The sequence below is a fragment of the Micromonospora sp. CNZ296 genome (genome assembly GCF_007827635.1).
Window position 1 is genome coordinate 1 of the sequence record NZ_VISW01000001.1, and the last position, 21,713, is coordinate 21,713.

General features: G+C 74.1%; 20 protein-coding genes. 14 read left to right on the forward strand and 6 right to left on the reverse strand.

Annotated elements, in window-relative coordinates; translation table 11 throughout:
* Positions 1–223 precede the first annotated feature (223 nt).
* Both FB455_RS00010 and FB455_RS00015 read right to left on the reverse strand, forming a co-directional pair.
* Positions 224–1,156, reverse strand: a complete 933-nt coding sequence (locus tag FB455_RS00010; RefSeq protein ID WP_123111266.1) for a phosphotransferase — start codon at positions 1,154–1,156, stop codon at positions 224–226.
* 41 nt (positions 1,157–1,197) lie between these two features.
* Entirely contained in the window at positions 1,198–1,773 is a 576-nt protein-coding gene (locus tag FB455_RS00015) for a dihydrofolate reductase family protein (RefSeq protein WP_013475646.1), read from the reverse strand.
* A 92-nt stretch (positions 1,774–1,865) separates the two neighbouring features.
* On the opposite strand from FB455_RS00015, the gene FB455_RS00020 reads away from it, so the two are divergent.
* Together FB455_RS00020 and FB455_RS00025 are read left to right on the forward strand one after the other, a co-directional pair.
* Positions 1,866–2,444 carry a TetR/AcrR family transcriptional regulator gene (locus tag FB455_RS00020; protein ID WP_013475647.1) on the forward strand — a complete coding sequence of 193 codons (579 nt, stop codon included), beginning with the start codon at positions 1,866–1,868 and terminating at the stop codon, positions 2,442–2,444.
* Positions 2,445–2,518: 74 nt separating this feature from the next.
* Positions 2,519–3,664, forward strand: coding sequence for a polysaccharide pyruvyl transferase family protein (locus tag FB455_RS00025; RefSeq protein ID WP_013475648.1), 1,146 nt, complete (start codon positions 2,519–2,521; stop codon positions 3,662–3,664).
* Positions 3,665–3,673: 9 nt separating this feature from the next.
* Here FB455_RS00025 and FB455_RS00030 read toward each other — a convergent pair whose 3' ends face one another.
* A complete protein-coding gene (locus FB455_RS00030) occupies positions 3,674–3,880 on the reverse strand; it encodes a hypothetical protein (RefSeq protein WP_013287802.1) in 207 nt (68 codons plus the stop codon).
* Between the two features lie 85 nt (positions 3,881–3,965).
* On the opposite strand from FB455_RS00030, the gene FB455_RS00035 reads away from it, so the two are divergent.
* Positions 3,966–4,487, forward strand: a complete 522-nt coding sequence (locus FB455_RS00035) for a DinB family protein (RefSeq protein WP_013287801.1) — start codon at positions 3,966–3,968, stop codon at positions 4,485–4,487.
* A gap of 4 nt (positions 4,488–4,491) precedes the next feature.
* On the opposite strand, the gene FB455_RS00040 is transcribed toward FB455_RS00035, so the two are convergent.
* The gene (locus FB455_RS00040) at positions 4,492–5,352 is read right to left on the reverse strand and encodes a carbohydrate kinase family protein (RefSeq protein WP_145751695.1); all 861 of its coding nucleotides are present in this window, start codon (positions 5,350–5,352) and stop codon (positions 4,492–4,494) included.
* A gap of 87 nt (positions 5,353–5,439) precedes the next feature.
* Here FB455_RS00040 and FB455_RS00045 point away from each other — a divergent pair, with 87 nt between their 5' ends.
* Positions 5,440–8,694, forward strand: coding sequence for a DEAD/DEAH box helicase (locus FB455_RS00045; RefSeq protein ID WP_145751697.1), 3,255 nt, complete (start codon positions 5,440–5,442; stop codon positions 8,692–8,694).
* The gene (locus tag FB455_RS00050) at positions 8,691–9,809 is read left to right on the forward strand and encodes an SWIM zinc finger family protein (protein ID WP_145751699.1); all 1,119 of its coding nucleotides are present in this window, start codon (positions 8,691–8,693) and stop codon (positions 9,807–9,809) included. Before FB455_RS00045 ends, FB455_RS00050 begins: the two co-directional genes overlap by 4 nt.
* Positions 9,810–9,860: 51 nt before the next feature.
* On the opposite strand, the gene FB455_RS00055 is transcribed toward FB455_RS00050, so the two are convergent.
* The gene (locus FB455_RS00055; protein WP_018787065.1) at positions 9,861–10,118 is read right to left on the reverse strand and encodes a DUF3040 domain-containing protein; all 258 of its coding nucleotides are present in this window, start codon (positions 10,116–10,118) and stop codon (positions 9,861–9,863) included.
* A gap of 450 nt (positions 10,119–10,568) precedes the next feature.
* Here FB455_RS00055 and FB455_RS00060 point away from each other — a divergent pair, with 450 nt between their 5' ends.
* The 5 genes from FB455_RS00060 to FB455_RS00080 all read left to right on the forward strand — a co-directional run bounded on the left by FB455_RS00060 (position 10,569) and on the right by FB455_RS00080 (position 16,834).
* Positions 10,569–12,614, forward strand: coding sequence for a DUF1800 domain-containing protein (locus tag FB455_RS00060; protein WP_145751702.1), 2,046 nt, complete (start codon positions 10,569–10,571; stop codon positions 12,612–12,614).
* A gap of 14 nt (positions 12,615–12,628) precedes the next feature.
* Entirely contained in the window at positions 12,629–14,002 is a 1,374-nt protein-coding gene (locus tag FB455_RS00065; protein ID WP_457113986.1) for a DUF1501 domain-containing protein, read from the forward strand.
* Positions 13,999–15,414, forward strand: a complete 1,416-nt coding sequence (locus tag FB455_RS00070; RefSeq protein ID WP_145751706.1) for a ferredoxin reductase family protein — start codon at positions 13,999–14,001, stop codon at positions 15,412–15,414. The genes FB455_RS00065 and FB455_RS00070 overlap by 4 nt, the downstream gene beginning before the upstream one ends.
* A gap of 14 nt (positions 15,415–15,428) precedes the next feature.
* A complete protein-coding gene (locus FB455_RS00075; RefSeq protein WP_013287793.1) occupies positions 15,429–16,022 on the forward strand; it encodes an FMN-binding protein in 594 nt (197 codons plus the stop codon).
* Positions 16,023–16,096: 74 nt separating this feature from the next.
* On the forward strand, positions 16,097–16,834 hold the full coding sequence (locus tag FB455_RS00080) for an FAD:protein FMN transferase (protein ID WP_145751709.1): 738 nt from the start codon (positions 16,097–16,099) through the stop codon (positions 16,832–16,834).
* Between the two features lie 486 nt (positions 16,835–17,320).
* On the opposite strand, the gene FB455_RS00085 is transcribed toward FB455_RS00080, so the two are convergent.
* Positions 17,321–17,992, reverse strand: coding sequence for a bifunctional DNA primase/polymerase (locus tag FB455_RS00085; protein ID WP_071098208.1), 672 nt, complete (start codon positions 17,990–17,992; stop codon positions 17,321–17,323).
* Positions 17,993–18,209: 217 nt separating this feature from the next.
* Between FB455_RS00085 and FB455_RS00090 the strand changes: the two genes are divergently transcribed.
* The 4 genes from FB455_RS00090 to FB455_RS00105 all read left to right on the forward strand — a co-directional run bounded on the left by FB455_RS00090 (position 18,210) and on the right by FB455_RS00105 (position 21,711).
* Entirely contained in the window at positions 18,210–19,439 is a 1,230-nt protein-coding gene (locus FB455_RS00090) for a helix-turn-helix domain-containing protein (RefSeq protein WP_145751711.1), read from the forward strand.
* Complete coding sequence (locus FB455_RS00095) at positions 19,436–20,017, forward strand: flavoprotein (RefSeq protein WP_145751713.1); 582 nt, start codon at positions 19,436–19,438, stop codon at positions 20,015–20,017. Before FB455_RS00090 ends, FB455_RS00095 begins: the two co-directional genes overlap by 4 nt.
* 94 nt (positions 20,018–20,111) lie before the next feature.
* On the forward strand, positions 20,112–20,984 hold the full coding sequence (locus tag FB455_RS00100) for a Nif3-like dinuclear metal center hexameric protein (RefSeq protein WP_013287788.1): 873 nt from the start codon (positions 20,112–20,114) through the stop codon (positions 20,982–20,984).
* Positions 20,974–21,711, forward strand: a complete 738-nt coding sequence (locus tag FB455_RS00105) for a zinc ribbon domain-containing protein (protein WP_030273148.1) — start codon at positions 20,974–20,976, stop codon at positions 21,709–21,711. Before FB455_RS00100 ends, FB455_RS00105 begins: the two co-directional genes overlap by 11 nt.
* Positions 21,712–21,713: the final 2 nt, after the last annotated feature.

Here is a 21,713-nt window from a genome sequence, read left to right on the forward strand (position 1 = left end):
GCCGGATCAACGAAGAGCCACCCAAGTGATCACCAACGCCGAACCCTAACGGCAATCAGCCGAACCGATCACCACAGACATAGAAGCGTCTTGCAGTTCCGGCCCCGACAAAGCGCGCCAAACCGGCGTCCCGGAGGCCGAAACTGCAAGATCGTCGGGCCGGGCCAGGCCGGGCCGGGGCGGGCCGGGGCGGGCCGGGGCGGGCCGGGCCGGGCCGGGGCGGTCAGGGCTTCAGGCGGTGGGTCAGCCAGGGGAGCAGGGACTCGCCCTGTAGGCGCTGGAATGCCCGTACGGTCGGGATGCCGGGAGGCGGTGGCTGGCGGGCGCCGTCGAGGAAGAACCCGGTGAACCCGGCGAGCACTCCGGTCAGGTCGGCCGGGTCCACGTCGGCGGCCACCGCTCGGGCGGCCAGCAGGGCGTCCGGGTCGTGTCCGCCGTACACCTGCACGTTGACCACTGTGAGCAGCGTGTCCAGCCAGGCCGGCCCGCGGCAGGCCCAGGGCCAGTCGACCACTGTGACCGATCCGTCCGGGCCGAGCAGCAGGTTGTCGGCGCGCACGTCGACGTGGCAGAGCGTGTCGCCGTCGAGTGCGGCCAGTCCCCGGTCGGCGGCGGCGCACAGTTCGGGCAGGTGGGACCGGGCCCACGGGTCGAGGTCGGCCGGCGGGTCGGACGCGAGGCGCCGCCAGCCGCCGAAGTCGTGTGCGAGCCGCTCGGCGGCGGTGGGGGTGGGCGCGGCGGCCGGCGCCGGGGTGAGCGCGCCGGCCATCGTCTCCAGCGTGGACAGCACGGCGGCCAGCTCGTCGGCCCGCCACGGGGTGACCGGGTGCCGGCCCTCCACGTCGGTGAAGACCAGCGCGATCCAGTCGCCGTCGTCGTAGCTGCCGCGCAGCCGGGGCGCGGGCGTGTCCGGCGGCAGGGCCGTGGCGATCCGGGCCTCGGCGCGGTGCAGGTCGGGACTGCGGTCGTTCTGCGCCGGGCTGACCGCCTTGACGAAGGCCCGGCCACCACCTGCGGTACGGACCCGGTCGGCGGTGCCGGGGGAGAAGCCGCCCGACTGGGACCGCGCCGCCACCACCCGGTCGCCGAGGACGGCCTCGACGCCGTCGCGGACGTGTGCGGGCAGTTCGTGCCAGTGCAGCCGGGTCTTCGTCACCGCTCCACGGTGCGTGCCGCCCGCCGTCCGGGGCAACCGGGTTAACCGTTGCGCGTGTAGTGCAGGACGACCACGCCGGCGTCGAACGGCCGCGCCGAGGTGAGCGTGAGCCGGCGCGGATCGAAGCCGCTGTCGACGAGCTTGATGCCGCTGCCGACGACCACCGGGTTGAGCTTGACCACCAGCTCGTCGATCTCGTCGAGGAGCTGACCGGCGAGCTGCCCGCCGCCGCAGAGCCAGATGTCGCGTCCGGGCCGGGTCTTCAGCTCCCGGACGAGGGCGGCCGGGTCGCCGTCGACGACGTGCACGTCCGGGTAGTCGGCAGGGGGCAGGGAGCGGCTGAACACGTACTGCTCGAGGTGGGCGTACGGGCTTGTCACGCCGAGCTGCAGACCCGGCTCGTAGCTGCCGCGGCCCATCAGCACGGTGTCGAAGCGGCCGTTCGGCGGGGAGTCGATGCCGAGCTGGGCGTGGGCGAACGTGGGCAGCGTCTGGGGCCACTCGGCCACCAGGTGGGGCGCCAGGTCGGGTGTGAGCGGGAGGAAGTCGAACGACCCGTCGGGTGCGGCGATGAAGCCGTCGAGGGTGCTGGCGACGAAGTAGACGAGCTTGCGCAAACCGGCTCCGATGTCCGAGGTGATCCACGACGGCTGTCGTGGTTCGGCGATGAATGTACAACACCTGTCGTGGTTATTGCTAGTGTGTTCGCGTGGCCAGGAATCCGGAACGCCGTACCCTGCTCGCCGACGCCGGCCTGCGGGTGCTCGCCGAGGCGGGCGCGCGCGGGCTGACCCACCGGGCGGTCGACGCCGAGGCGGGCGTGCCCACCGGCACCACCTCGAACTACTTCCCGTCCCGCGCGGCGCTGCTCGCCGGACTGGCCGAACGCATCTTCGACCGGATCGCGCCCGACCCGGCCGTGCTGGCCGACCTCGGCCGCCGCGAGCCGTCGCTCGCGCTGATGACCGACTACCTGCGCGACATCGTCGCCCGCACCACCCGCGAACCGGGCCTCACCCGGGCGCTGTTCGAGCTGCGGCTGGAGGCCGCCCGCCGCCCGGAGCTGCGGGCCGCGCTCGGCGGCGTGCTGCGCCAGGGGTACGCCGACGACGTCGCCCACCACACCGCCGCCGGACTGCCGGGCGGGGCGTACGAGGTGGCGCTGCTGCACTTCGCGGTCGACGGGCTCCTGCTCGACCTGCTCACCACCTCGATCGACGCCGGGTTCGACACCGATCAGGTGGTCTCGGACCTCGTCTCCCGTCTGGTCGGCGAAGCCACCGGTTGAGCCTCCTCGCCGTGCGTTAACCCGGGGCGGCCAGCGGGAACGCTGGCGCGGACGCCCCTGGGAAGGAGCAACGGATGAGGGAACGCACCGGACTGACCATCGGCGTGCTCGGCTCCTACGGCGGTCGCAACCTCGGCGACGAGGCGATCCTCACGGGTCTGCTGGACGATCTGCGCCGCCACGAGCCCCATGCCCGGATCATCGTCTTCTCCCGCAACCCGGCGCACACCGCGCTGGCCCACCCCGAGGTCGAGGCGGTGCCGTGGGAGGGCGTCAGCCGGGTCGACTCGTCCCCGGTGCTCAACCAGCTCGACCTGCTCATCCTCGGCGGCGGCGGGATCCTCTACGACAAGGAGGCCCGGCGCTACCTGCGGGTGGTCCGGGTCGCCCAGGAGCGCGGGCTGCCGCTGATCACGTACGCGGTAGGGGTCGGCCCGCTCACCGACACGCTGGACAGCGGCATGGTGCGCGAGACGCTGGCGCAGGCCGTCGAGGTGACAGTCCGCGACCAGGAGTCCCGGATGGTGCTGGAGGAGGCCGGCCTGGTCAACCCGATCACCGTCACCGCCGACCCGGCGTTCCTGCTCGAACCGGAGGAGTTCCCCCAGCAGTGGCTGCGTGAGGAGGGCGTACCGGCCGGCTCCCGGCTGGTCGGGCTGAGCGTGCGCGAGCCGGGCCGGGCCGCCGAACGGCTCGACGTGGACGGCTACCACCGCCTGCTCGCCCAGATCGGTGACTTCCTGGTGCACCGGATCGACGCGTACGTGCTGTTCGTGCCGATGGAACGCGACGACATCCGGCACTCCCACGGCGTGCTGTCGCACATGACCGCCGCCGATCGGGGCCGGATCCTGCACGGCGACTACCGTCCGGCGCAGATCCTCGGCCTGATGCGCCACTTCGACCTCGCGGTCGGCATGCGCCTGCACTTCCTGATCTTCGCGGCCATGATGGGCACGCCGTTCCTGCCGCTGCCGTACGCCGGAAAGGTCTTCGACCTGGCCCAGCGGCTCGGTGTGCCGGCGCTGCGCGGCGTGGAGCGGGAGGTGGAGGGCCCGTTGCTGGCCGAGGTGGACCGGCTGTGGGACGAACGGGCGGCCCGGGCCGACGAGACCGCGCGCCGGGTCGCTGAGGTCTGCGAGCAGGCGCGCGGCACCTCGCAGGTGACCCGCAGCGTGCTGGACAGCATCCGGGCCCGCACGCTGACGCCGGCGGTGTGAGCCGGGCCGTCAGACCGCCGGGCCGCGCCAAGCGTAGACCCACTCCCGGCCCGGCTGGTCGTCCGACTCCAGCTCGTAGATCTGCGCCTCCGCGAGGCCGTTCGACCCGAGGTGGTGGTGGGTCAGCGGCGGACGGCCGTTGACATCCAGCTCGACGGTGACGGTCTCGCCGTCGGCCGCGCCGCCCACCAGAGGGATCTGCACCGAGGAAGCCATGCGCCCATCCTGCCCCGGCCGGCCCGCCCGCGCAGGGGATCACGCGGGGCAGCGGACCGTACACACCGCGTACTAGGGTCCGGGGATGGCGCACCCGACGATCGATCCGGCACTCGGTCCGGTCCTCGCCCGCACGGGCGACGAACGGGCGATCCTCGACGCGTTCCTCGACTTCCACCGTGCCAACGTGCTGCGCAAGGCGCGCGGCCTGACCGACGCCGACGCCGCCCGGCGCCTGGTGCCCTCGCTGACCACACTGGCCGGGCTGCTCAAGCACCTGACCCTGGTCGAGGGGAACTGGTTCCGCTGCCTGTTCGCCCCCGAGCCGGGCGACGTCTACGTCACCTCCCAGGCCGACGCCGACGCCAGCTTCACGCTGGGCGCCGGCGAGACGGTCGAGACACTCGCCGCCGCGTACGAGGCGGCCTGCGAGCGGTCCCGCCGGGTCGCCGAGCGGTTCGACCTCGACCACGTGGTGCCGCACCCGCAGCTCGGCGAGGTGTCGCTGCGCTGGGTGCTGGTGCACCTGATCGAGGAGACCGCCCGGCACGCCGGGCACGCCGACATCCTGCGCGAGCTGACCGACGGCGAGACCGGCTCGATCTGACGGGTCACTCGCGGGGCAGCAGCCCGTCCGGGTACTCCATCCCGTCGTGGGTGCACGCGGCAGCCGCCACCCGGGCCGCGTACCGGGCCGCGTCGAGGATGCCCGCGCCGCGCAGCCGGGCGGCGATCACCCCGGCCGCGAAGGCGTCCCCGGCGCCGTTGGTGTCCACCACCGGCCCTGGCGGGGTGGCGGCGGGCACGTGCGTCGGCGGCACGCCGGGGGTGTGCAGCGTCGCGCCGGCCGCCCCGCCGGTGACCAGCACCGTGCGCGGCGCCAGCTCGGCCGCCTCCTTCGCGGCCCGCTCGCCGAGCCGCGTGTCGCTGACGAAGACCAGGTCCGCGATCCGGGCGAACGGGCGGTGGTAGTCGTTCTCGCCGTCCCAGTCGTGCAGGTCGGTGGAGATCGACGTGGCGGTGCGCAGCACAGCCAGCGAGTCCCGTGCCCAATCCATGATCGACAGGTGGACGTGGGTGGCCTCGGCGACGAGCGCGGCAAGCTCCGCCTCGCCGAACGGCGCCGGCCCCGACCAGGGACGCGGGTCGTGCAGCGACATCCGCCGCCCCGCCGGGTCGACCAGATTCACCGAGCGGCGGGTGCCGGCCGGCGCGTCGGCGAGCGTGGTCCGGATCGAGGTACGCGCCAGCGCCGCCCGCACCACGTCGCCGGCCGGGTCGGCGCCCAGCACGTCGACGAGCGCCACCCGCAGGCCGAGCGCGTGCGCGGCCAGCGCGACCCCGGCGCCGGTGTTGCCGATCCGCAGGTCGATCGGCGGCACCAGCAGCGAGTCGGCGACGGGCGGCGGCAGGGCGGGCACCCGGGCGCGGATGTCCACGCCGAGCCCGCCGATCACGAGAAGGTCGACCATGGCGCCGACGATAGCGGCGTCCGGCGGCCTATCCTGGCTCCCCGGGGCGCCGTCTTCCGGCCCCGGGGACGTCGTCGAGGGGGAACAGTGCTGGTCATCCACGGGTTGTGGCTGCCCGGCGCCGGGCTCGCCCTGTGGGCCGAGGACAGCACGCTTCCGGCCCGCGCGCCCCGCCGTCCCGGCCGCGTCCCGCGCGAGCGCCCGCACCCGTTCGCCGCCGGCCACGCCGCGCTCGCCGCCGCGCTCGACGGCATGCCGGGCGAGCCGATCTCCGTCCTGCTGGACCTGCCGACCCGGGCCGGCTCGCCGCTGGACTCGCCGGAACTGGTCCGGGCCACCGTCGGGGAACCGGTCCGCGGCCCGGTCACCCGCGCCGGATGGCGGGCTCCCGCCCTGGGGTACGCCCCGGACGACGCGTACGCGTTGCTGCGCGCCCCGATGCCGGGCCCGGTCGGGGCGAGCCTGCGGCACCTGTGCGAGCTGGCCGACTTCGCCGCCGACCTGGTCGTACGCGGGCGGCTGCTGCCGGGCGTGCTGGAGGCGTACCCCGGTGGTGTTCCCGACGGTGGACCGGCCGCGACCGGCCGGCGGACCTCGGCGGTGCGGGTGCCGGCGGCCTCGGGCGTCGCGGGGTCCGGGCGGCGGTTGCGTGCCGTGGGGGCGGACGACGTGGCGACCGGGTGGGCGCTCTGGCGGCCGCTGCTCACCGGCACCGACGCGACCTGGGCGCGTGACCTGGCGATGGCGTTGCCACCGGCGGCTCGCGCCGCCCGGGAATGGCGACCGGAGCCCTGGGGTGCGCCGGTGGCCGTCGCGGCGGCACCGGTCGGGGCGGGCGATCGCGGCGCGGCGGGCGGTCCGGCGGAGGACGCGTGGGGCGGGCGGGCCGACGACATCGGGGCGGGTGAGCTGGTCGCGGAGGCGCTGGACGCGCTGGTCGACGCCGCCGCCCGGGTGGCGCTGGCCGACACCCGGCTGCACCGGGGGATGCGTCCGGTCGGCGCGGTGCCGCGCTGGCTGGCCGCGCTGACCGGCCCGGAGCGCGCCTTCCCGGCCGAGCCGGACGCGCTGGCGACGCTGCGCGACGAGCTGGACGCCTGGCAGCGCGACGCCGCGGGCGGCGCGGTACGGGCCACGTTCCGGCTCGTCGAGCCGGCCGTCGACCCGGTCGCCGAACTGGTCGAGGACGCCGCCTGGCGGGTCGAGTTCGGCCTGCACCCGGCCGACGAGCCGGGACTCGTGGTCGACGCCGCACACATCTGGCAGCGGCCCGCACCGGCGCTCGCCGCCCGGGGCGTGGAGCCGCAGGAGACGCTGCTCGCCGAGCTGGGCCGGGCCAGCCGGCTGTGGCCCGAGGTGGACGCCGCGCTGCGTACCGCTGCGCCCGAGGGCATGGAGCTGGACGCCGAGGGCGCGCACCGGTTCCTGCGCGAGGGCGCGCCTGTGCTGCACGCGGCCGGGTTCGGGGTGCTGCTGCCCTCGTGGTGGCGGCGGTCCTCGTCGCGGCTGGGGGCGCGGTTGCGGGCACGCAGCCGTACCGCCCCGGGCGCTGTCGCCACCACCGCCGGGAAGCTGGGGCTGGACGCGCTCGTCGACTACCGCTGGGAGCTGGCGCTCGGCGACGAGCCGCTGACCGCCGAGGAACTGGCGTCGCTGGCCGACCTGAAGTCGCCGCTGGTCCGGCTGCGCGGCCGGTGGGTCGAGCTGGACCCGCAGCGGCTGGAGGCCGGGCTGAAGCTGCTGCGCTCCTCCGGTGAGCTGACAGTGGCCGACCTGCTGCGGATGGGACTGTCCGGTGACGACCGGGCCGGTGAGCTGCCGGTGCTGGACGTGGTCGCCGACGGCGCACTCGGCGAACTGCTGGCAGGTGAGGCGGAACGGCGGCTCACCCCGGCCGACCCGCCGCCGGGCTTCAGCGGGACGCTGCGGCCGTACCAGCGGCGCGGGCTGGCCTGGCTGGCGTTCCTCCAGTCGCTCGGACTCGGCGGGATCCTCGCCGACGACATGGGCCTCGGCAAGACCGTGCAGCTGCTCGCGCTGCTCGCCGGTGACCCGCCGGAGGCCGGGCCCACACTGCTGGTCTGTCCGATGTCGCTCGTCGGCAACTGGCAGCGGGAGGCCGCGAAGTTCGCGCCGGGGCTGCGCGTCCACGTGCACCACGGCGCCGAGCGCACCCGGGGCGAGGGCTTCGCCGCCGCGGTGGGCGAGGCGGACCTGGTGCTCACCACGTACTCGGTGGCCGCCCGGGACGCGTTCGAGCTGGCTGGCGTCGACTGGCACCGCGTGGTGGTGGACGAGGCGCAGGCGATCAAGAACGCCGCGACCCGCCAGGCCGAGGCGGTCCGGTCGCTGCCCGCGCGGCACCGGGTCGCGGTCACCGGTACGCCCGTGGAGAACCGGCTCGCCGACCTCTGGTCGATCATGCAGTTCGCGAATCCGGGGCTGCTCGGACCGGCCGCGACGTTCCGCAAGCGCTTCGCCGAGCCGATCGAGCGGCACGGCGACGCCGAGGTGGCCGAGCGGCTGCGCCGGATCACCGGCCCGTTCGTGCTGCGCCGCCTCAAGACCGACCCGTCGATCATCACCGACCTGCCGGAGAAGCTGGAGATGGAGGTGGTCTGCAACCTCACCGCCGAGCAGGCCGCGCTCTACCGCGCAGTGGTCGACGACATGATGGCGAAGATCGAGTCCAGCGACGGGATCGAGCGGCGCGGACTGGTGCTCGCCACCATGACCCGGCTCAAGCAGGTCTGCAACCATCCCGCCCAGCTGCTGCACGACGGCTCCGCGCTGGACGGCCGATCCGGCAAGCTGGAACGCCTCGACGAGATCGTCGACGAGGTACTCGCGGCGGAGGAGAAGGCGCTGCTGTTCACCCAGTACGCCGAGTTCGGCGGCATGCTGCGCGGGCACCTGTCGGCGCGTACCGGCCGGGAGGTGCTGCTGTTGCACGGCGGCGTCGGCAAGGCCGAACGGGACGCCATGGTGACCCGGTTCCAGACGCCGCAGGGTCCGCCGCTGTTCGTCCTGTCGCTCAAGGCCGGCGGCACCGGGCTCACCCTGACCGCCGCCAACCACGTGGTGCACGTGGACCGGTGGTGGAACCCCGCCGTCGAGGACCAGGCCACCGACCGGGCGTTCCGGATCGGACAGCGCCGCCGCGTGCAGGTACGCAAGTTCGTCTGCGCCGGCACGGTCGAGGAGAAGGTGGCCGCGATGATCGCCGACAAGCGCAGCCTGGCCCGGTCGGTGGTGGGCAGCGGCGAGCAGTGGGTCACCGAGCTGTCCACGGACACACTGCGCGACCTGTTCCGGCTGGAGTCCGGGGCGGTGGTCGAGTGAGCCCCGGGTTTGACGACTACGGCCCGCCGGTACGGGTCGAGGGTGGCCTGCGGGCGCGCAGCACCCGGGGCGCGATCGGGCAGTCCTGGTGGTCCCGGCGGTTCGTCGAGGTGCTGGAGTCGTTCGCGCTCGGCTCCCGGCTCACCCGTGGGCGGGCGTACGCGCGGCGGGGGCAGGTGCTCCGGCTGGATGTGTCGCCGGGGACTGTCACCGCCGAGGTGCAGGGATCCCGGCCGCGGCCCTACCCGGTGCGGATCGGGCTGGCCGCGTACCCGGAGGAGACGTGGCGGCGGATCGAGGCCGAACTGGCCGGGCAGGCGTTCTTCAGCGCCCGGCTGCTCGCCGGTGACCTGCCGGCCGAACTGGAGGAGCTGTTCGCCGAGGCGGGCGCGCCGCTGTTCCCGGCTGCGATCGGCGAGCTGGACCAGCGCTGCGGCTGCCCTGATTTCGCGGTGCCGTGCAAACATCTGGCGGCCACGTTCTACCTGCTCGCCGAGGCGTTCGACGCGGACCCGTTCCACCTGCTGCACTGGCGCGGCCGGTCCCGCGCCGAACTGCTCGACCGGCTGCGTACGCTGCGCGGCGCCGACGCCGGCAGCTCAGGTGGAACCGGCGGTGCGGGCGGAGCCGGTGGTGCGGGCGGAGCCGGCAGCTCAGGTGGAACCGGCGGTGCCGGCGGAACCGGCGGTGCCGGCGGAGCCGGTGGTGCCGGCGGAGCCGGTGGTGCGGGCGGAGCCGGTGGCGCGGGCGGAAACGGCGGTGCGGGCGCGGAGCCGGGCCCGGGTGCCGGGCCGGAGTCGGGCGCCGGGCCGGAGCCGGCCGGGACGACCGGTGTGCCGGTGGTCGGCGCGGCGCGGGCCCTGGCCGGGTTGCCGCCGGTCGAGGCGGAAGCCGAACCGGACCGGTTCTGGCTGTCGCCGGTGCCGCTGCCGGACCGGCCGCCCACGCTCGCCACCGGCTCGGAGCTGCTGTTGCGCCAGCTCGGTTCACCCGGTGCCATGATCGGCGGGCCGGGCCTGGCCGAGCGGCTGCGCCGGGCGTACCGGGAGTTCGGTCGCGGCGAGGCCGCGTCCCCCAGGGAGTTCGGTCGCGGCGAAGCCGCAGGCGAGCGTTAATAAGGGGCCCTTCCTCTACCGGAAGCGTTAAGAAGGGGCCCTTCCTTGCGCCTAAAGGAGGCGGCGGCGGAAGCGCCACATCACTGCGGCGTTGGCGACGAGCACCACCGCGCAGATCGCCCCGGCGAGCCGTCCGACGAGCACTGTCATCGCCGGCAGCGACGCCCACAGCACGATCGTCAACAGCATCATGTACCGGCCCCGGCGGCCCTTGATCCGGCTGTCCAACCGGGCGAAGAAGCGTGGATCACTCTCCCGCAGATGACGGGTGATCTGTTCGAACCTGCGCTGATCCTCTTGGCTGAGCATGGCGGTGCCCTTCCCCTCACGGCTTCAGCGGTTCGGCGGCATACCCGGATCGGAGGCCGGTCACGCGCCGCCGCTGCTGCTGTTTCGGCGGACCGGACAGGCGGAACGAGGTTCTCAGCGGAGGCTTATCCGTACCTTAATTTTCGGTGAGGCAATGAACGCCCCCGGCGGCGTCGCCGCTGTGCGAAACCTCGCATCCGGGCGGTGCGCGTCCGGGTCGGCCCTGCTCCGGACGCCGCCGCGCCCCCGCCGCCGCGGCGGGCCCTCCCTGGCGGGCCTGAGCACCGTCTTAAGTGCGCTCACGAGCGCGTTCGGCGCGCCTTGAGCGGCCGGGACGGCATGGCTACTTTCCCGTAGGCAACTTCTCCGGCAACCGTCGCCGCCCCTGCGCCACCCCGACCCCCATCGGGTGGCAGGCGTGCCGGCGCTCGAAGAAAACGGGATAGGTACATGGCCGACCTGAACGTGCCACCGCGTCGACCCCGGGACGACCGCGGCTGGGACGGATACCAGCACCCCCATCCGGACGGGTACCGCGACCCGCACGCGCCGCACCCCGGCGCCCACCCCGCCCAGGGCCCGCAGTGGGTCGGGCCGAACGGCTTCGCCCCCGCCGCGCCGGCCCCCGCCGGCTACCCCCAGTCCGGCGGCTACGGCCAGCCCAGCGGCGGGTACGGCCCGCCGCCCGGTGGTGGACTGCCCGACCTGGACGACGACGGCGACGAGGCCCCGAAGCGGGGCCGGCGCCGGGCGCTGGCCACCCTCGGCGGTGCCGTGGTGGTCGCCGGTGGCGCCGCCCTGGCCATGTCCCCGCAGGTGCGCGGCCTGTTCAGTGACGCGCCGGCCGGTGACGCCACCGGTACGGTGACCACCGACGGCAACGCGGCCCGGCCCAGCGGCCAGCAGCCGAGCACGGTACGGACCTACACCGAGCAGAACGAGAGCTACATGGGCTCCCGGGCCGGCGAGGCGCTCAAGCGCAACGCGCCGTCCGGTGGCCGGCTCTACGGCAGCCCGGCCGCCGCCGCCGAGGCGACCAAGGTGACTGTGAAGACGGTCCTCGCCAAGGACCCGATCCGGCACCTCGCCACCCGCACCACGTTCGCCGCCACCCCGAAGGTGATGGCCGACATCAAGCGGCTCGGCATCGACGACTGGCTGCGCCAGCAGCTCGAACCGGAGAAGATCGCCCCGACGAAGGCCGAGCTGAAGCTGGCCGAGCTGCAGTCGCTCAAGCTCAGCCCGACGCAGCTGCGCGACCAGCGCGAGCAGCTCAACGAGAAGGGCGTCGACCCGGCCCGCGAGACGGTGGACGCCACCATCGCCCGGCAGATCTGGTCGGACCGGCAGCTGTTCGAGGTGATGGTCGACTTCTGGAACGACTTCCTGCACGTCGCCGCCGACTTCGACGGCGGGGAGAACTACCGCAACGCGTTCGACCGGGACGTCATCCGCAAGCACGCGCTGGGCAGCTACCCGGAGATGCTCGTCGCCGCGAACAAGCACCCGGCGCTGCTGCTCTACCTGAACCAGGTCGACTCGCGCAAGGACGCGGTCAACGAGAACCTGGCCCGGGAGAACCTGGAGCTGTACTCGGTCGGCGTCGACGGCGGCTACACCGAGAAGGACGTCCGTCAGGCTGCGCTGCTCCAGACCGGACGGGGTGTCGCCGACGGCAAGTACAAGTTCTTCGCCGAGCGGCACTACCTCGGCAAGGTGAAGATCCTCGGGTTCAGCCACGCCAACAACTCCGACGACCCGGTGGCCGCCGACAAGGTCATCGACTCGTACATCCGCTACATCGCGATGCACCCGTCGACCGCCCGGTACGTGGCACAGAACCTCGCCACCCGGTTCGTCTCCGACACCCCGCCGAAGTCCGTGGTGGACCGGCTCGCGAAGGCGTACACCACGAACAAGGGACAGATCCGGCCGGTGCTGGCGACGCTGTTCAGCTCCTCGGAGTTCTGGGCGGCGATCGGCCAGAAGGTACGCCGCCCGATGGAGTACCTGGTCGCCACGTACCGGGTGCTCGGTGTCTCGCCGGAGGCGGCCCCCGGCTTCACCGGCGACAACCGGCGCACCCCGTTCGCGCAGGGCCTGCGGCAGATCCAGGACAAGATGCGCGAACTCGGCCAGTACCCGATGGGCAAGCCCACCCCGGACGGCTACGCCGACGTCTACCTGGCCTGGACCTCGGCCGGGACGATGATCGACGGCTGGAACGAGGCCGGTGATCTGATCGGCGGCTGGCGCAAGCAGTTCACTTTCGTCAAGCCGGAGAAGCTGGTCGCGAAGCCGCCGGCCACCGCCGGGGCGTACGTGGACGCGCTGGCCCAGCGGCTGGTGCAGCAGAAGCTCAGCGCCAAGGAGAAGAAGCTCGTGCTCGCCGTGGCCGGTGTGGCCGAGAGCGCCAAGGTCGACGCCACCTTCAACGGGGCCATCGCCGCTGTCGCGCGGACGATCCTCGCGTCCCCCCAGCACCACCTCCGGTGAGGCATTCGATGGAGATGACCGTGAACCCGTACCCCCTGCACCCCGAGTGCCCCGACCTGCGGCGGCTGGCCGACAACCCGGCCGAGGCGCTGCTGCGCGCGGAGGCGGACATCGTCGCGGCCGAGAACGCGGCCGAGGCCGACCGGTACCGCCGGCTGGAGGAGATCGAGGAGGCGCAGCAGGACGGCCGGGGCGTCACCCGGCGTACCTTTGTCGCCGGTGCCGCCGCGACCGCTACCGCGCTCGCGACGGCGCAGTTCGTCACCACCTCGGCGTCGTTCGCCGCGACCAAGACCGGCACGCTGATCCACGTCTTCCTCTACGGCGGGCTGGACGGGCTGAGCCTTGTCGCACCGGCCGACGACCCGGTGCTCGCCAAGGCGCGCCCCGACCTGCTGCTCGGTGACGACTCGCTGGCGCTGGCCCGCGGGTTCAAGCTGACCAGCGCGTTCGCGCCGCTGGAGAAGTGGCTCAAGGCCGGGCAGCTCGGCTTCGTGCCGGCCGTGTCGGACCCGCGGCTGTCCCGCAGCCACTTCCAGGCCGCCGACGCGTGCAACCTGGGCGGCCTGCCGGGCGAGACCGGCGGCCGGGGCTGGCTGGACAGCCTGGTCGACTCGCTCGGCAAGGGCACCGCGTTCCGCAGCGTCGGCATCGGCAGCACGCTGCCCCGCTCGCTGGTCGGCGTGAACGGCGCGATCTCCCTCAACAGCGTCGGCGACCTGCGGCTCAACGGCGACGACAAGTTCCGGGCGGCCACCGAGAAGGCGATCCGCGGCCTGTTCACCGGCATCAACCACCCGGTCGAGGAGGCGGTGCAGGAGGGGATGGGCGCGCTGGCCACCGCGCAGAAGCTCGCCGCCAAGCCGTACGCCGCCGCCGAGGGCGTCGAGTACCAGGGCGTCGGGAACGCGTTCAAGCAGCTCGCCCAGCTCATCAAGGGCGGCGCGAACGTGCGGGTGGCGACGGTCGGCATGGGCGGCTACGACACCCACGAGAACCAGGGCACCCGCGAGGGCGGCCAGCTCTGGCGGCGGCTCAACGAACTGGCGAACGCGATGGCGGCGTTCTTCACCGATCTGGGCGACCGGGCGGCGGACGTGACCATCATGGTGTCCAGCGAGTTCGGCCGCCGGGTCGGCTCGAACGGCGGCGGCACCGACCACGGGCACGGCGGTGTGGTCACCGTGCTGTCCGGCCGCAAGCTGGCCGGTTCGCTGCTCGGCACCTGGAACGGACTGGACAAGCTGGACAGCGGCGACGTGCCGGAGTACAACAACATGTTCAACGTCTACGGATCGGTCGCGCAGGGACGCTTCGGCCTGACCACCGCCCAGGTGGACAAGGTCTTCCCCCGGCAGAAGTTCACCCCGGTCAAGATCTACGCGTGACGTACCAGGACACCCGCGCCGCCGGCCGTCGTACCGGGCATCCCGCCCCGTACGGCGGCCGTCCGGCTGCCCCCGTACCCCCGGGTCGTCCGCGCCGCGGACCCGGCGGCCGGCGGGCGCTCGCCGTGCTCTTCTGGCTGGGCCTGGTCGCCGCGGTCCTGCCGTGGTGGCTGGACACCCCGGCCGGATCGCTCGCCGACACCGCCGACCTGCTCACCGCCGGTGGCCGGATCACCGGGCTGCTCGCCGGCTACCTGCTGCTGGTCCAGGTGCTGATGATGAGCCGGCTCGGCGTGCTGGAACGCGCGCTCGGCGGCGAGCGGATCTCCCGGCTGCACCGGGACTTCGGCGCGACGCTGCTGGTGGCGGTGCTCGCGCACATGTCGCTGCTGGTGGTCGGCTACTCCCGCCAGGAACGCAAGACGGTGCTCGGCGAGGTCGGCGCGCTGCTGACCGACTACGAGGACATGGTCTCCGCGTTCGTCGCCGCGGGCATCCTGGTCGCTGTCGCGTTCACCGCGGTACGCGCGGTGCGGCGCCGCCTGCCGTACGAGCTGTGGCACCTGCTGCACGCCGCCAGCTACCTCACGCTGCTGCTCGGGTACGCGCACCAGTTCAGCAACGGCGCGCAGCTCTACGAACCCGGTCCGGTGCGTACCGGCTGGATCGCCGCGTACCTGCTGGTCGTGGCCGCGCTGGTGTGGGGCCGGATGCTCGCCCCGCTGGTGTTCAACCTGCGGCACCGGCTGCGCGTCGCCGACGTGGTGGCGGAGAGCCCGGACACCGTCTCGGTCTACCTGACCGGGCAACGGCTCAACCAGATCGACCTGCTCGGCGGCCAGTTCTTCCGCTGGCGCTTCCTCAACCCCGGCTGCTGGTGGCAGTCGCACCCGTTCTCCGTCTCCGCCGCCGCCAACGACAGGTGGCTGCGGATCACCGTCAAGGTCGTCGGCGGGTACACCGCCGAGCTGCGCGACCTCACGCCCGGCACCCGGGTCTGGGCGCAGGGCCCCTCCGGTACGTTCACCGCCGCGCACCGCACCCGGGAACGGGCGCTGCTCATCGCCGGGGGCAGCGGCATCGCGCCGCTGCGGGCGATGCTGGAGGAGCTGCCGCCCGGCGCGGCGCTGATCTACCGGGCGCGTACCCCCGCCGACGTGCTGCTGCACCAGGAGCTGGACTGGCTCGCGCAGGCCCGGCAGACCTCCGTCTGGTACGTCGTCGGCCGCCGCGACGACCCCGGCCCCCGCCAGGTGATGAACCCCGACGGCCTGCGCCGGCTCGTGCCCGACCTGACCCGCCGCGACGTCTACCTGTGCGGCCCCGGCGGTCTGGTCGACGAGGCAGTCGCCGCGCTGCGTGCGGCAGGCGTGCCCCGCCGCCAGATCCACCTGACCGCGTTCGAGCTGTAGGAGAGGCACCGCCCATGCGTCGCGCGCTGCTCGCGATCACCGGCCTGGCCGCCGGCACCACCGCACTGGTGGTGCTCAAGGGCGCGCCGGGCGCCGGGCAGGCCGGAGCGGACGTACCGGCCGCGCTGGCCCCGGTCGCCCCGGGCGGCTCCGCCGCGCCCGAGCCGCCCTCGCCCACCGGCTCCGCGCCCGGCGTCACCCCGTCGCCGCGTGCCTCGTCGAAGCCCACCCCGAAGCCGTCCGCCGACCGCAGCGCGGCCAGCCGCGGTGGCACCCGCACGCGCACCACACCGGCCGCACCGCGGACCACCACCAGCGCGCCCAAGGCCACCACCCGCACGGTGACCGGGCCGTCGGTCACCTATGAGTACGGCTCGCTCCAGGTCCGGATCACGCTCAGCGGAAGCCGGATCGTCGACGCCACGGCGATCGGGCTGCCGCTGGGCGGGCAGTCCGGGCAGCGCAGCGATGACGTGCAGGCCCGCTACAGCGGCACCTCCGGCGAGGTCGTGGCCCGGCAGAGCGCCAACCTGAGCACCGTGTCCGGAGCCACCTACACCAGCACCGCGTACAAGCAGTCGTTGCAGGCCGCGCTGGACAAGGCGTGACCGTGCCGGCTCATGCCGGTGCCGTCGGTCCCGGTCCGTCCGCCCGGCGCGGCCTTCGCCGGGTCGAACACATCATGGGTACGGCGATCAGCCTCGACCTGGCCGACGACCTGCCCCCGGAGACCCTGCACGAGCTGGCCGAGGACACGTTCGGCTGGCTGCGCGAGGTGGACGCGCGGTTCAGCACGTACCGCGACGACAGCGAGGTGTGCCGGATCGACCGGGGCGAGCTGCGGGTCGCCGACGCCTCCGCCGACCTGCGGGCCGTGCTGGCGGCCTGCGCCGACCTGTGGACCGCCACCGACGGCTTCTTCGACGCGTACGCGACCGGTCGCCTCGACCCGTCCGGCTACGTGAAGGGCTGGGCGGCGCAGGTCGCCTCGGACCGGCTGGTCGCCGCGGGCGCGCCGAACCACTGCGTGAACGCGGGCGGCGACGTGCGCGTACGTGGCCACGACGCGGCCGGTGAGCCGTGGCGGATCGGGGTGCGGCATCCGTGGGACGCGGGGGCGACCTGTCTGGTGCTGACCGGCACCGACATGGCGGTCGCCACCTCCGGCGTGTACGAGCGCGGCCACCACGTGCTGGACCCGCGCCGGGGCGTACCGGCGACGGGTTTGCGCTCGGTGACTGTGGTGGGTCCGGACCTGGGCGTGGCCGACGCGTACGCGACAGCGGCGGTGGCGATGGGCGCATCGGGCCTGGCCTGGCTGGACCGCCTACCGTCCCCGTGGCAGCACGCCGTGGTCACGGACGAGGCACACCAACACCACTCCCGAACCCTCCCCACCCTCCCCACCCTCCCCACCTGACCCGCTGCCCCGGGCCCCTGCCCCTGCCCCTGCCCCGTCGATCATGAAGTTAGCGGCACCGACGCCCGGCGTGTCGCACCGCCAACTTCATGATCAACGGTGCGTTGAGCGGGCTGGGGGAGAGGGAGGGGAGTGGGAGGGGAGAGACAGGGGTGGGTCAGCGGAGGGGGCGGTGGAGGATGGCGGGGCGGGAGCCGGTGGGGCGAGGACGGCCGGGGCGCACGCCCAGCGGTCGGGTGAAGGCCCACGGGTGCAGGCGGCGGCGGGGCCGCGCCGGCTCGGTACCGCCGGTGTGGCGGGCAGCGTCGTCCCTGGACATGGTCAAACCCCCGCTCTGGCGCGGACGCGCCCTCGCCAGGAACAACGAGCCCGGTGCCGGGGAGGTCGCTGTCGGCCACCCGTCCGGGTCACCGGACCCGCTGTGACCAGTGAGAACGCTCGGCGTCGGAGCACGCGTTGCGGAAGCACCGGCCGGGTGCTGGGAGGTCAGCGGCCGCGGCGGGGCAGCGGGAGATGACCGGGGAACAGGTCGGCGCCGAGCGTCACCCCGGCCGCCCGTAACGCGGCGATCAGCGCGTTCTGCACCAGGTACGAGTCGGGTAGCTGCCACCGGGCCTGCTCGGGCGCGACCACCCAGCGCACCGTCCCCTCGGGCAGCCGGGTCGGTGGCGCGGGGATCCACGAGCCGGGTCCGTGGCGTACCACGTGGAAGCAGTGCTCCAGCTCGGGCCGCAGCGGGTCGCCGGGGCGTACCAGGAACATCCAGCGGCCGGTCGGGGTGACCAGCGCAGGGCCGCGTACGCCGAAGCCGGCGGGGTGGGTGGCGACCGCTTCCAGGACCTGCCGGCCCAGGTGGGCGGCGACCTCCAGGACGTCGAAGGCGCGGCCGGTGGGCAGCAGGATGCCGTGCGGGCGGCTGCGCCACCAGGTGGCCACCCGGGCCGGGTCGGCGCTGGCGGCGTGTTCCCAGTCCTCCAGCGCCGGGTGGCAGCCCACTGTGGGACAGCCGGCCCGCCCGCAGACGAAGCGGCTGTTCGCCAGGCAGGCGCCGGGGGTGACCGGCCAGCCGTGCAGCGCGTACCGCACCGCGACGCGGCGCAGCCGGACCCGTTCCAGCGGCGAGAGGTGAGCGACGCGCGGCCGGACGTTCCTCCACATGTCTGTCGTCCCCTCTGGTCCCGCCGAACCGTCCACAAGCCACACGTCGAAAGCCGTCACTGCCGTAACCCACGCTCGTTGAGGTGACTAACGGTCGGTGCAACTTGCACGAAAACTACGAGAACTGGCTGGACGGTGGACGCACAACCTGTGCGATCGGCGCGAGCCTGAGGGACGTGGGGGGACCGGCCGGCGCCGTGAGGGGGAGGGAGCGGGAATGGACGAACTGCCCATAGGCCGGCGGGTGGCGTACTGGCGGAGCCGCCGCAAGATGTCCCAGCAGGTCTTCGCCGACCGGCTCGGCAAGTCCAAGAGCTGGGTGGACAAGGTGGAGCGCGGCGTCCGCCGGCTGGACAAGTTCTCCGTGCTCTACGAGATCGCCGACATCCTCCAGATCGACGTGCAGTTGCTGCACGGCAAGGACCCGGAGCGGCGTACCGACGCGCTCAACTGCATCGACCAGGTCGAGGTGGAGGAGATCCGCACCGCCCTGGAGCGGTACGACTCGATGAGCGCCTACTTCGACGCGGCGCCCTACCCTCCGCCGCTGGCCGACATGCGCAAGGCGGTGAACCACGCCTGGCTCACCTACCAGTACGGCCGCTACGGCATGCTCACCCGCGCGCTGCCCAAGCTGCTGCGCGACGCCCAGGCGGCGGACGCCGGCTACGCCGCCGGCGACCAGGTACGCGAGGCCGCCCACCTGCTCGGGCAGGTCTACCAGATCGCCTCCTCGGTGCTGCGCAAGCTCGGCGAGTGCGACCTCGCCTGGCTCGCCGCCGACCGGTCGATGGCGGTGGCCCAGCGGGCCGACGACCCGCTGCTGGCCGGCATCGCCACCACGCGGGTCTGCAACGCGCTCGTCGCGATGGGCCGCCCCCGCCCGGCGCTGGAGCTGAACGTCCGCATCGCGGGGCGGCTCGCGCCCGGCGGCGACAACGACGTCCGGCCGGAACGGCTCTCGGTGTACGGCATGCTGCTGCTCCAGGGCGCGATGGCCGCCGCCCGGATCGGTGACTCGGCGACAGTGGACGACCTGCTCGCCGGCGCGGGTGAGGCGGCCAGCATGCTCGGCGGCGACCACAACCACTACTGGACCTCCTTCGGCCCGACCAACCTGGAGCTGCACCGCGCGGCGGCGGCGGTCGAGCTGGGCGACGGCGGCCGGGCGGTGGAGACCCACATGCGGCTGTCCGAGCCGGCGTTCAACGCGCTGCTGCCGGAGCGGCGCGCGCACCACCTGCTCGACCTGGCCCGCGGCTACTCCCAGATCGGTGACGTCGCCAACGCCGGGGACATGCTGCTGCGCGGTGACCGGCTCGCGCCCTCCGAGATCCGGTGCCGGCCGATAGCGCACGAATTGATGTCCGAGATTCTCCGTCGCACACGTGGTGCGCCGCCTCCGCCGATCGCGGAGTTGGCTGAGCACATGGGAGTCGGAGTATGAGCGGTCCGAAGACCGCCAGCGGGCACCGGCGGGTGCTCTACGTCATCGCCTGCGGTTCGCCGCTGGCCGGTCACGTCGGCCGGCTGGTCGACCTCGCCCAGCGGGAGGACTGGACGGTCTGCGTGGTCACCACGCCGGACGGCGCGAAGTTCGTCGACCGGACGGAGCTGGCCCGGCAGACCGGCCACCCGGTCCGTACGCACTACAAGAACCCGGGTGACCCGGACGTGCTGCCCCCGGCCGACGCCATGCTGGTGTGCCCGGCCACCGTCAACACGATCAACAAGTGGGCGGTCGGCATCACGGACACCCTGGCGCTGGGCCTGCTGATCGAGGCGCAGGGGATGGGGGTGCCGATCGCTGCCGTCCCGTACACGAACGAGGCGATGGCCGCGCACCCGGCGTTCCGGGCCAGCCTGGACCGGCTCGTGCAGTGGGGCGTCCGGATGGTCTTCGGCGACCACGTCGTACGCCTGCACCCGCCCGGCACGGGGGACCGGCGCGCGGACGCCTTCCCCTGGGACGCCGGCCTGGCCGCCCTGCGCGGCGCGGACCGGCCGGTCGCCCCGGTCGGCTGAGAGGCGCGGTGGGCACGGCCCTCGGCAGACGCCGGGGGCCGCGCCCGGCGACGGTCGGCGTGTACCGGCCCGGACGCCGGTAAGCTGGCCGCCCGTGAGCACAACCGGATCGCCGCACACCGTCGCCGACGTGGTGGCCGCCCTGGACCGCCGTTACCCGCCCGCGTGGGCCGAGGAGTGGGACCGGGTCGGCCTGGTGCTGGGCGAGCCCGACCACCCGGTACGCCGGGTCGCCTGCGTGGTGGACGTGGTCCCGGAGACCGTGGACGAGGCGCTCGACGCCGGCGCGGACATGATCGTCGCGCACCACCCGCTGCTGCTGCGCGGCGTCTCCTCGGTGGCCGCCACCACGTACAAGGGCCGGATCGTGCACCGGTTGATCAAGGCGGACGTCGCGCTGCACGTGGCGCACACCAACGCCGACGTGGCCGACCCGGGGGTCTCCGACGCGCTCGCCGCCCGGTTCGGGCTCACCGGGCTGCGTCCGCTGCACCCGCCCCGCCCCGGCTCGCCCGCCGCCGGGCCCGGCCGGGGCATCGGCCGCATCGGCGAGCTGCCCACCCCGATGACGCTCGCCGAGCTGACCCGGCTGGCCGCCGCCGTGCTCCCGGTCACCGCCTGGGGAGTTCGCGCCGCCGGGGATCCCGGGCGTATGGTTCGTACCCTCGCCGTCAGCGGCGGCTCGGGGGACGGCTTCCTCGCCGAGGCGACCGCGGCCGGGGTGGACGCGTTCCTCACCGCGGACCTGCGCCACCACCCGGCCGGGGAACACCTCGCCGCCGGCGGCCCGGCGCTGCTGGACGCCGCCCACTGGGCGACGGAGCGACCCTGGCTGGACGACCTGGCCGCCTACCTGGCCGCCGAGCTGGACGTCGAGACCGTGGTGTCCGACCTGGACACCGACCCGTGGACCGTGCACGCCGCCGCGCCCCGGCCGGACGACAAGGAGCCCCGACGTGAAGGCTGACCCGAAGGTGCAGCGCCGCCTGCTCGACCTCCAGGCGATCGACACCGCGCTGGCCCAGCTCGCGCACCGCCGCCGCACCCTGCCGGAGCGTGCCGAGCTGGAGGCCCTCGCGCGTGAGCTGTCCGCGCTGGAGGACGAGCGGGTCCGCGCCCAGGTGGCAGTCGACGACCTGGACCGGGACATCGCCCGGATCGAGAAGGACGTCGACCAGGTGCGCGCGCGCAAGAGCAAGGACGAGGCCCGGCTGGCCTCGGGCAGCGGCCCGGCCCGGGAGCTGGAGGCGATCCAGCACGAGCTGGTCTCGCTGAACCGCCGGCAGAGCGACCTGGAGGACGCCGAGCTGGAGCTGATGGAGCAGCGGGAGACCGCGCAGGGCGTGCTCGACGGCATCGAGAGCCGGCTCGCCGAGGCCCGTGAGCGCCGCGCCGCGACCGAGCAGCGCCGCGACGAGACCCTGGCGGAGATCGCCAAGGAGGAGGAGTTCAAGCGCACCTCCCGCCAGCCGCTCGCCGGTGACCTCCCGGCGGACCTGATCGGCCTCTACGACAAGATCCGCGAGGACACCGGCATGGGCGCCGCGCTGCTCACCGGTGGCCGCTGCGGCGGCTGCCGGCTGGAGATGTCCGGCGCCGACCTGGCCCGCATCCGCAAGGCCGACCCGGACGACGTGGTCCGCTGCGAGGAGTGCCGGCGGATCATGGTCCGGACCAACGAGTCGGGGCTGTAGCC

Coding starts and splice junctions, on each gene's coding strand:
- FB455_RS00025 (WP_013475648.1), top strand. CDS start 2,519: ATGAGGGAACGCACCGGACTGACCATCGGCGTGCTCGGCTCCTACGGC.
- FB455_RS00030 (WP_013287802.1), bottom strand. CDS start 3,880: ATGGCTTCCTCGGTGCAGATCCCTCTGGTGGGCGGCGCGGCCGACGGC.
- FB455_RS00035 (WP_013287801.1), top strand. CDS start 3,966: ATGGCGCACCCGACGATCGATCCGGCACTCGGTCCGGTCCTCGCCCGC.
- FB455_RS00040 (WP_145751695.1), bottom strand. CDS start 5,352: ATGGTCGACCTTCTCGTGATCGGCGGGCTCGGCGTGGACATCCGCGCC.
- FB455_RS00055 (WP_018787065.1), bottom strand. CDS start 10,118: ATGCTCAGCCAAGAGGATCAGCGCAGGTTCGAACAGATCACCCGTCAT.
- FB455_RS00060 (WP_145751702.1), top strand. CDS start 10,569: ATGGCCGACCTGAACGTGCCACCGCGTCGACCCCGGGACGACCGCGGC.
- FB455_RS00065 (WP_457113986.1), top strand. CDS start 12,629: ATGACCGTGAACCCGTACCCCCTGCACCCCGAGTGCCCCGACCTGCGG.
- FB455_RS00075 (WP_013287793.1), top strand. CDS start 15,429: ATGCGTCGCGCGCTGCTCGCGATCACCGGCCTGGCCGCCGGCACCACC.
- FB455_RS00080 (WP_145751709.1), top strand. CDS start 16,097: ATGGGTACGGCGATCAGCCTCGACCTGGCCGACGACCTGCCCCCGGAG.
- FB455_RS00085 (WP_071098208.1), bottom strand. CDS start 17,992: ATGTGGAGGAACGTCCGGCCGCGCGTCGCTCACCTCTCGCCGCTGGAA.
- FB455_RS00090 (WP_145751711.1), top strand. CDS start 18,210: ATGGACGAACTGCCCATAGGCCGGCGGGTGGCGTACTGGCGGAGCCGC.
- FB455_RS00095 (WP_145751713.1), top strand. CDS start 19,436: ATGAGCGGTCCGAAGACCGCCAGCGGGCACCGGCGGGTGCTCTACGTC.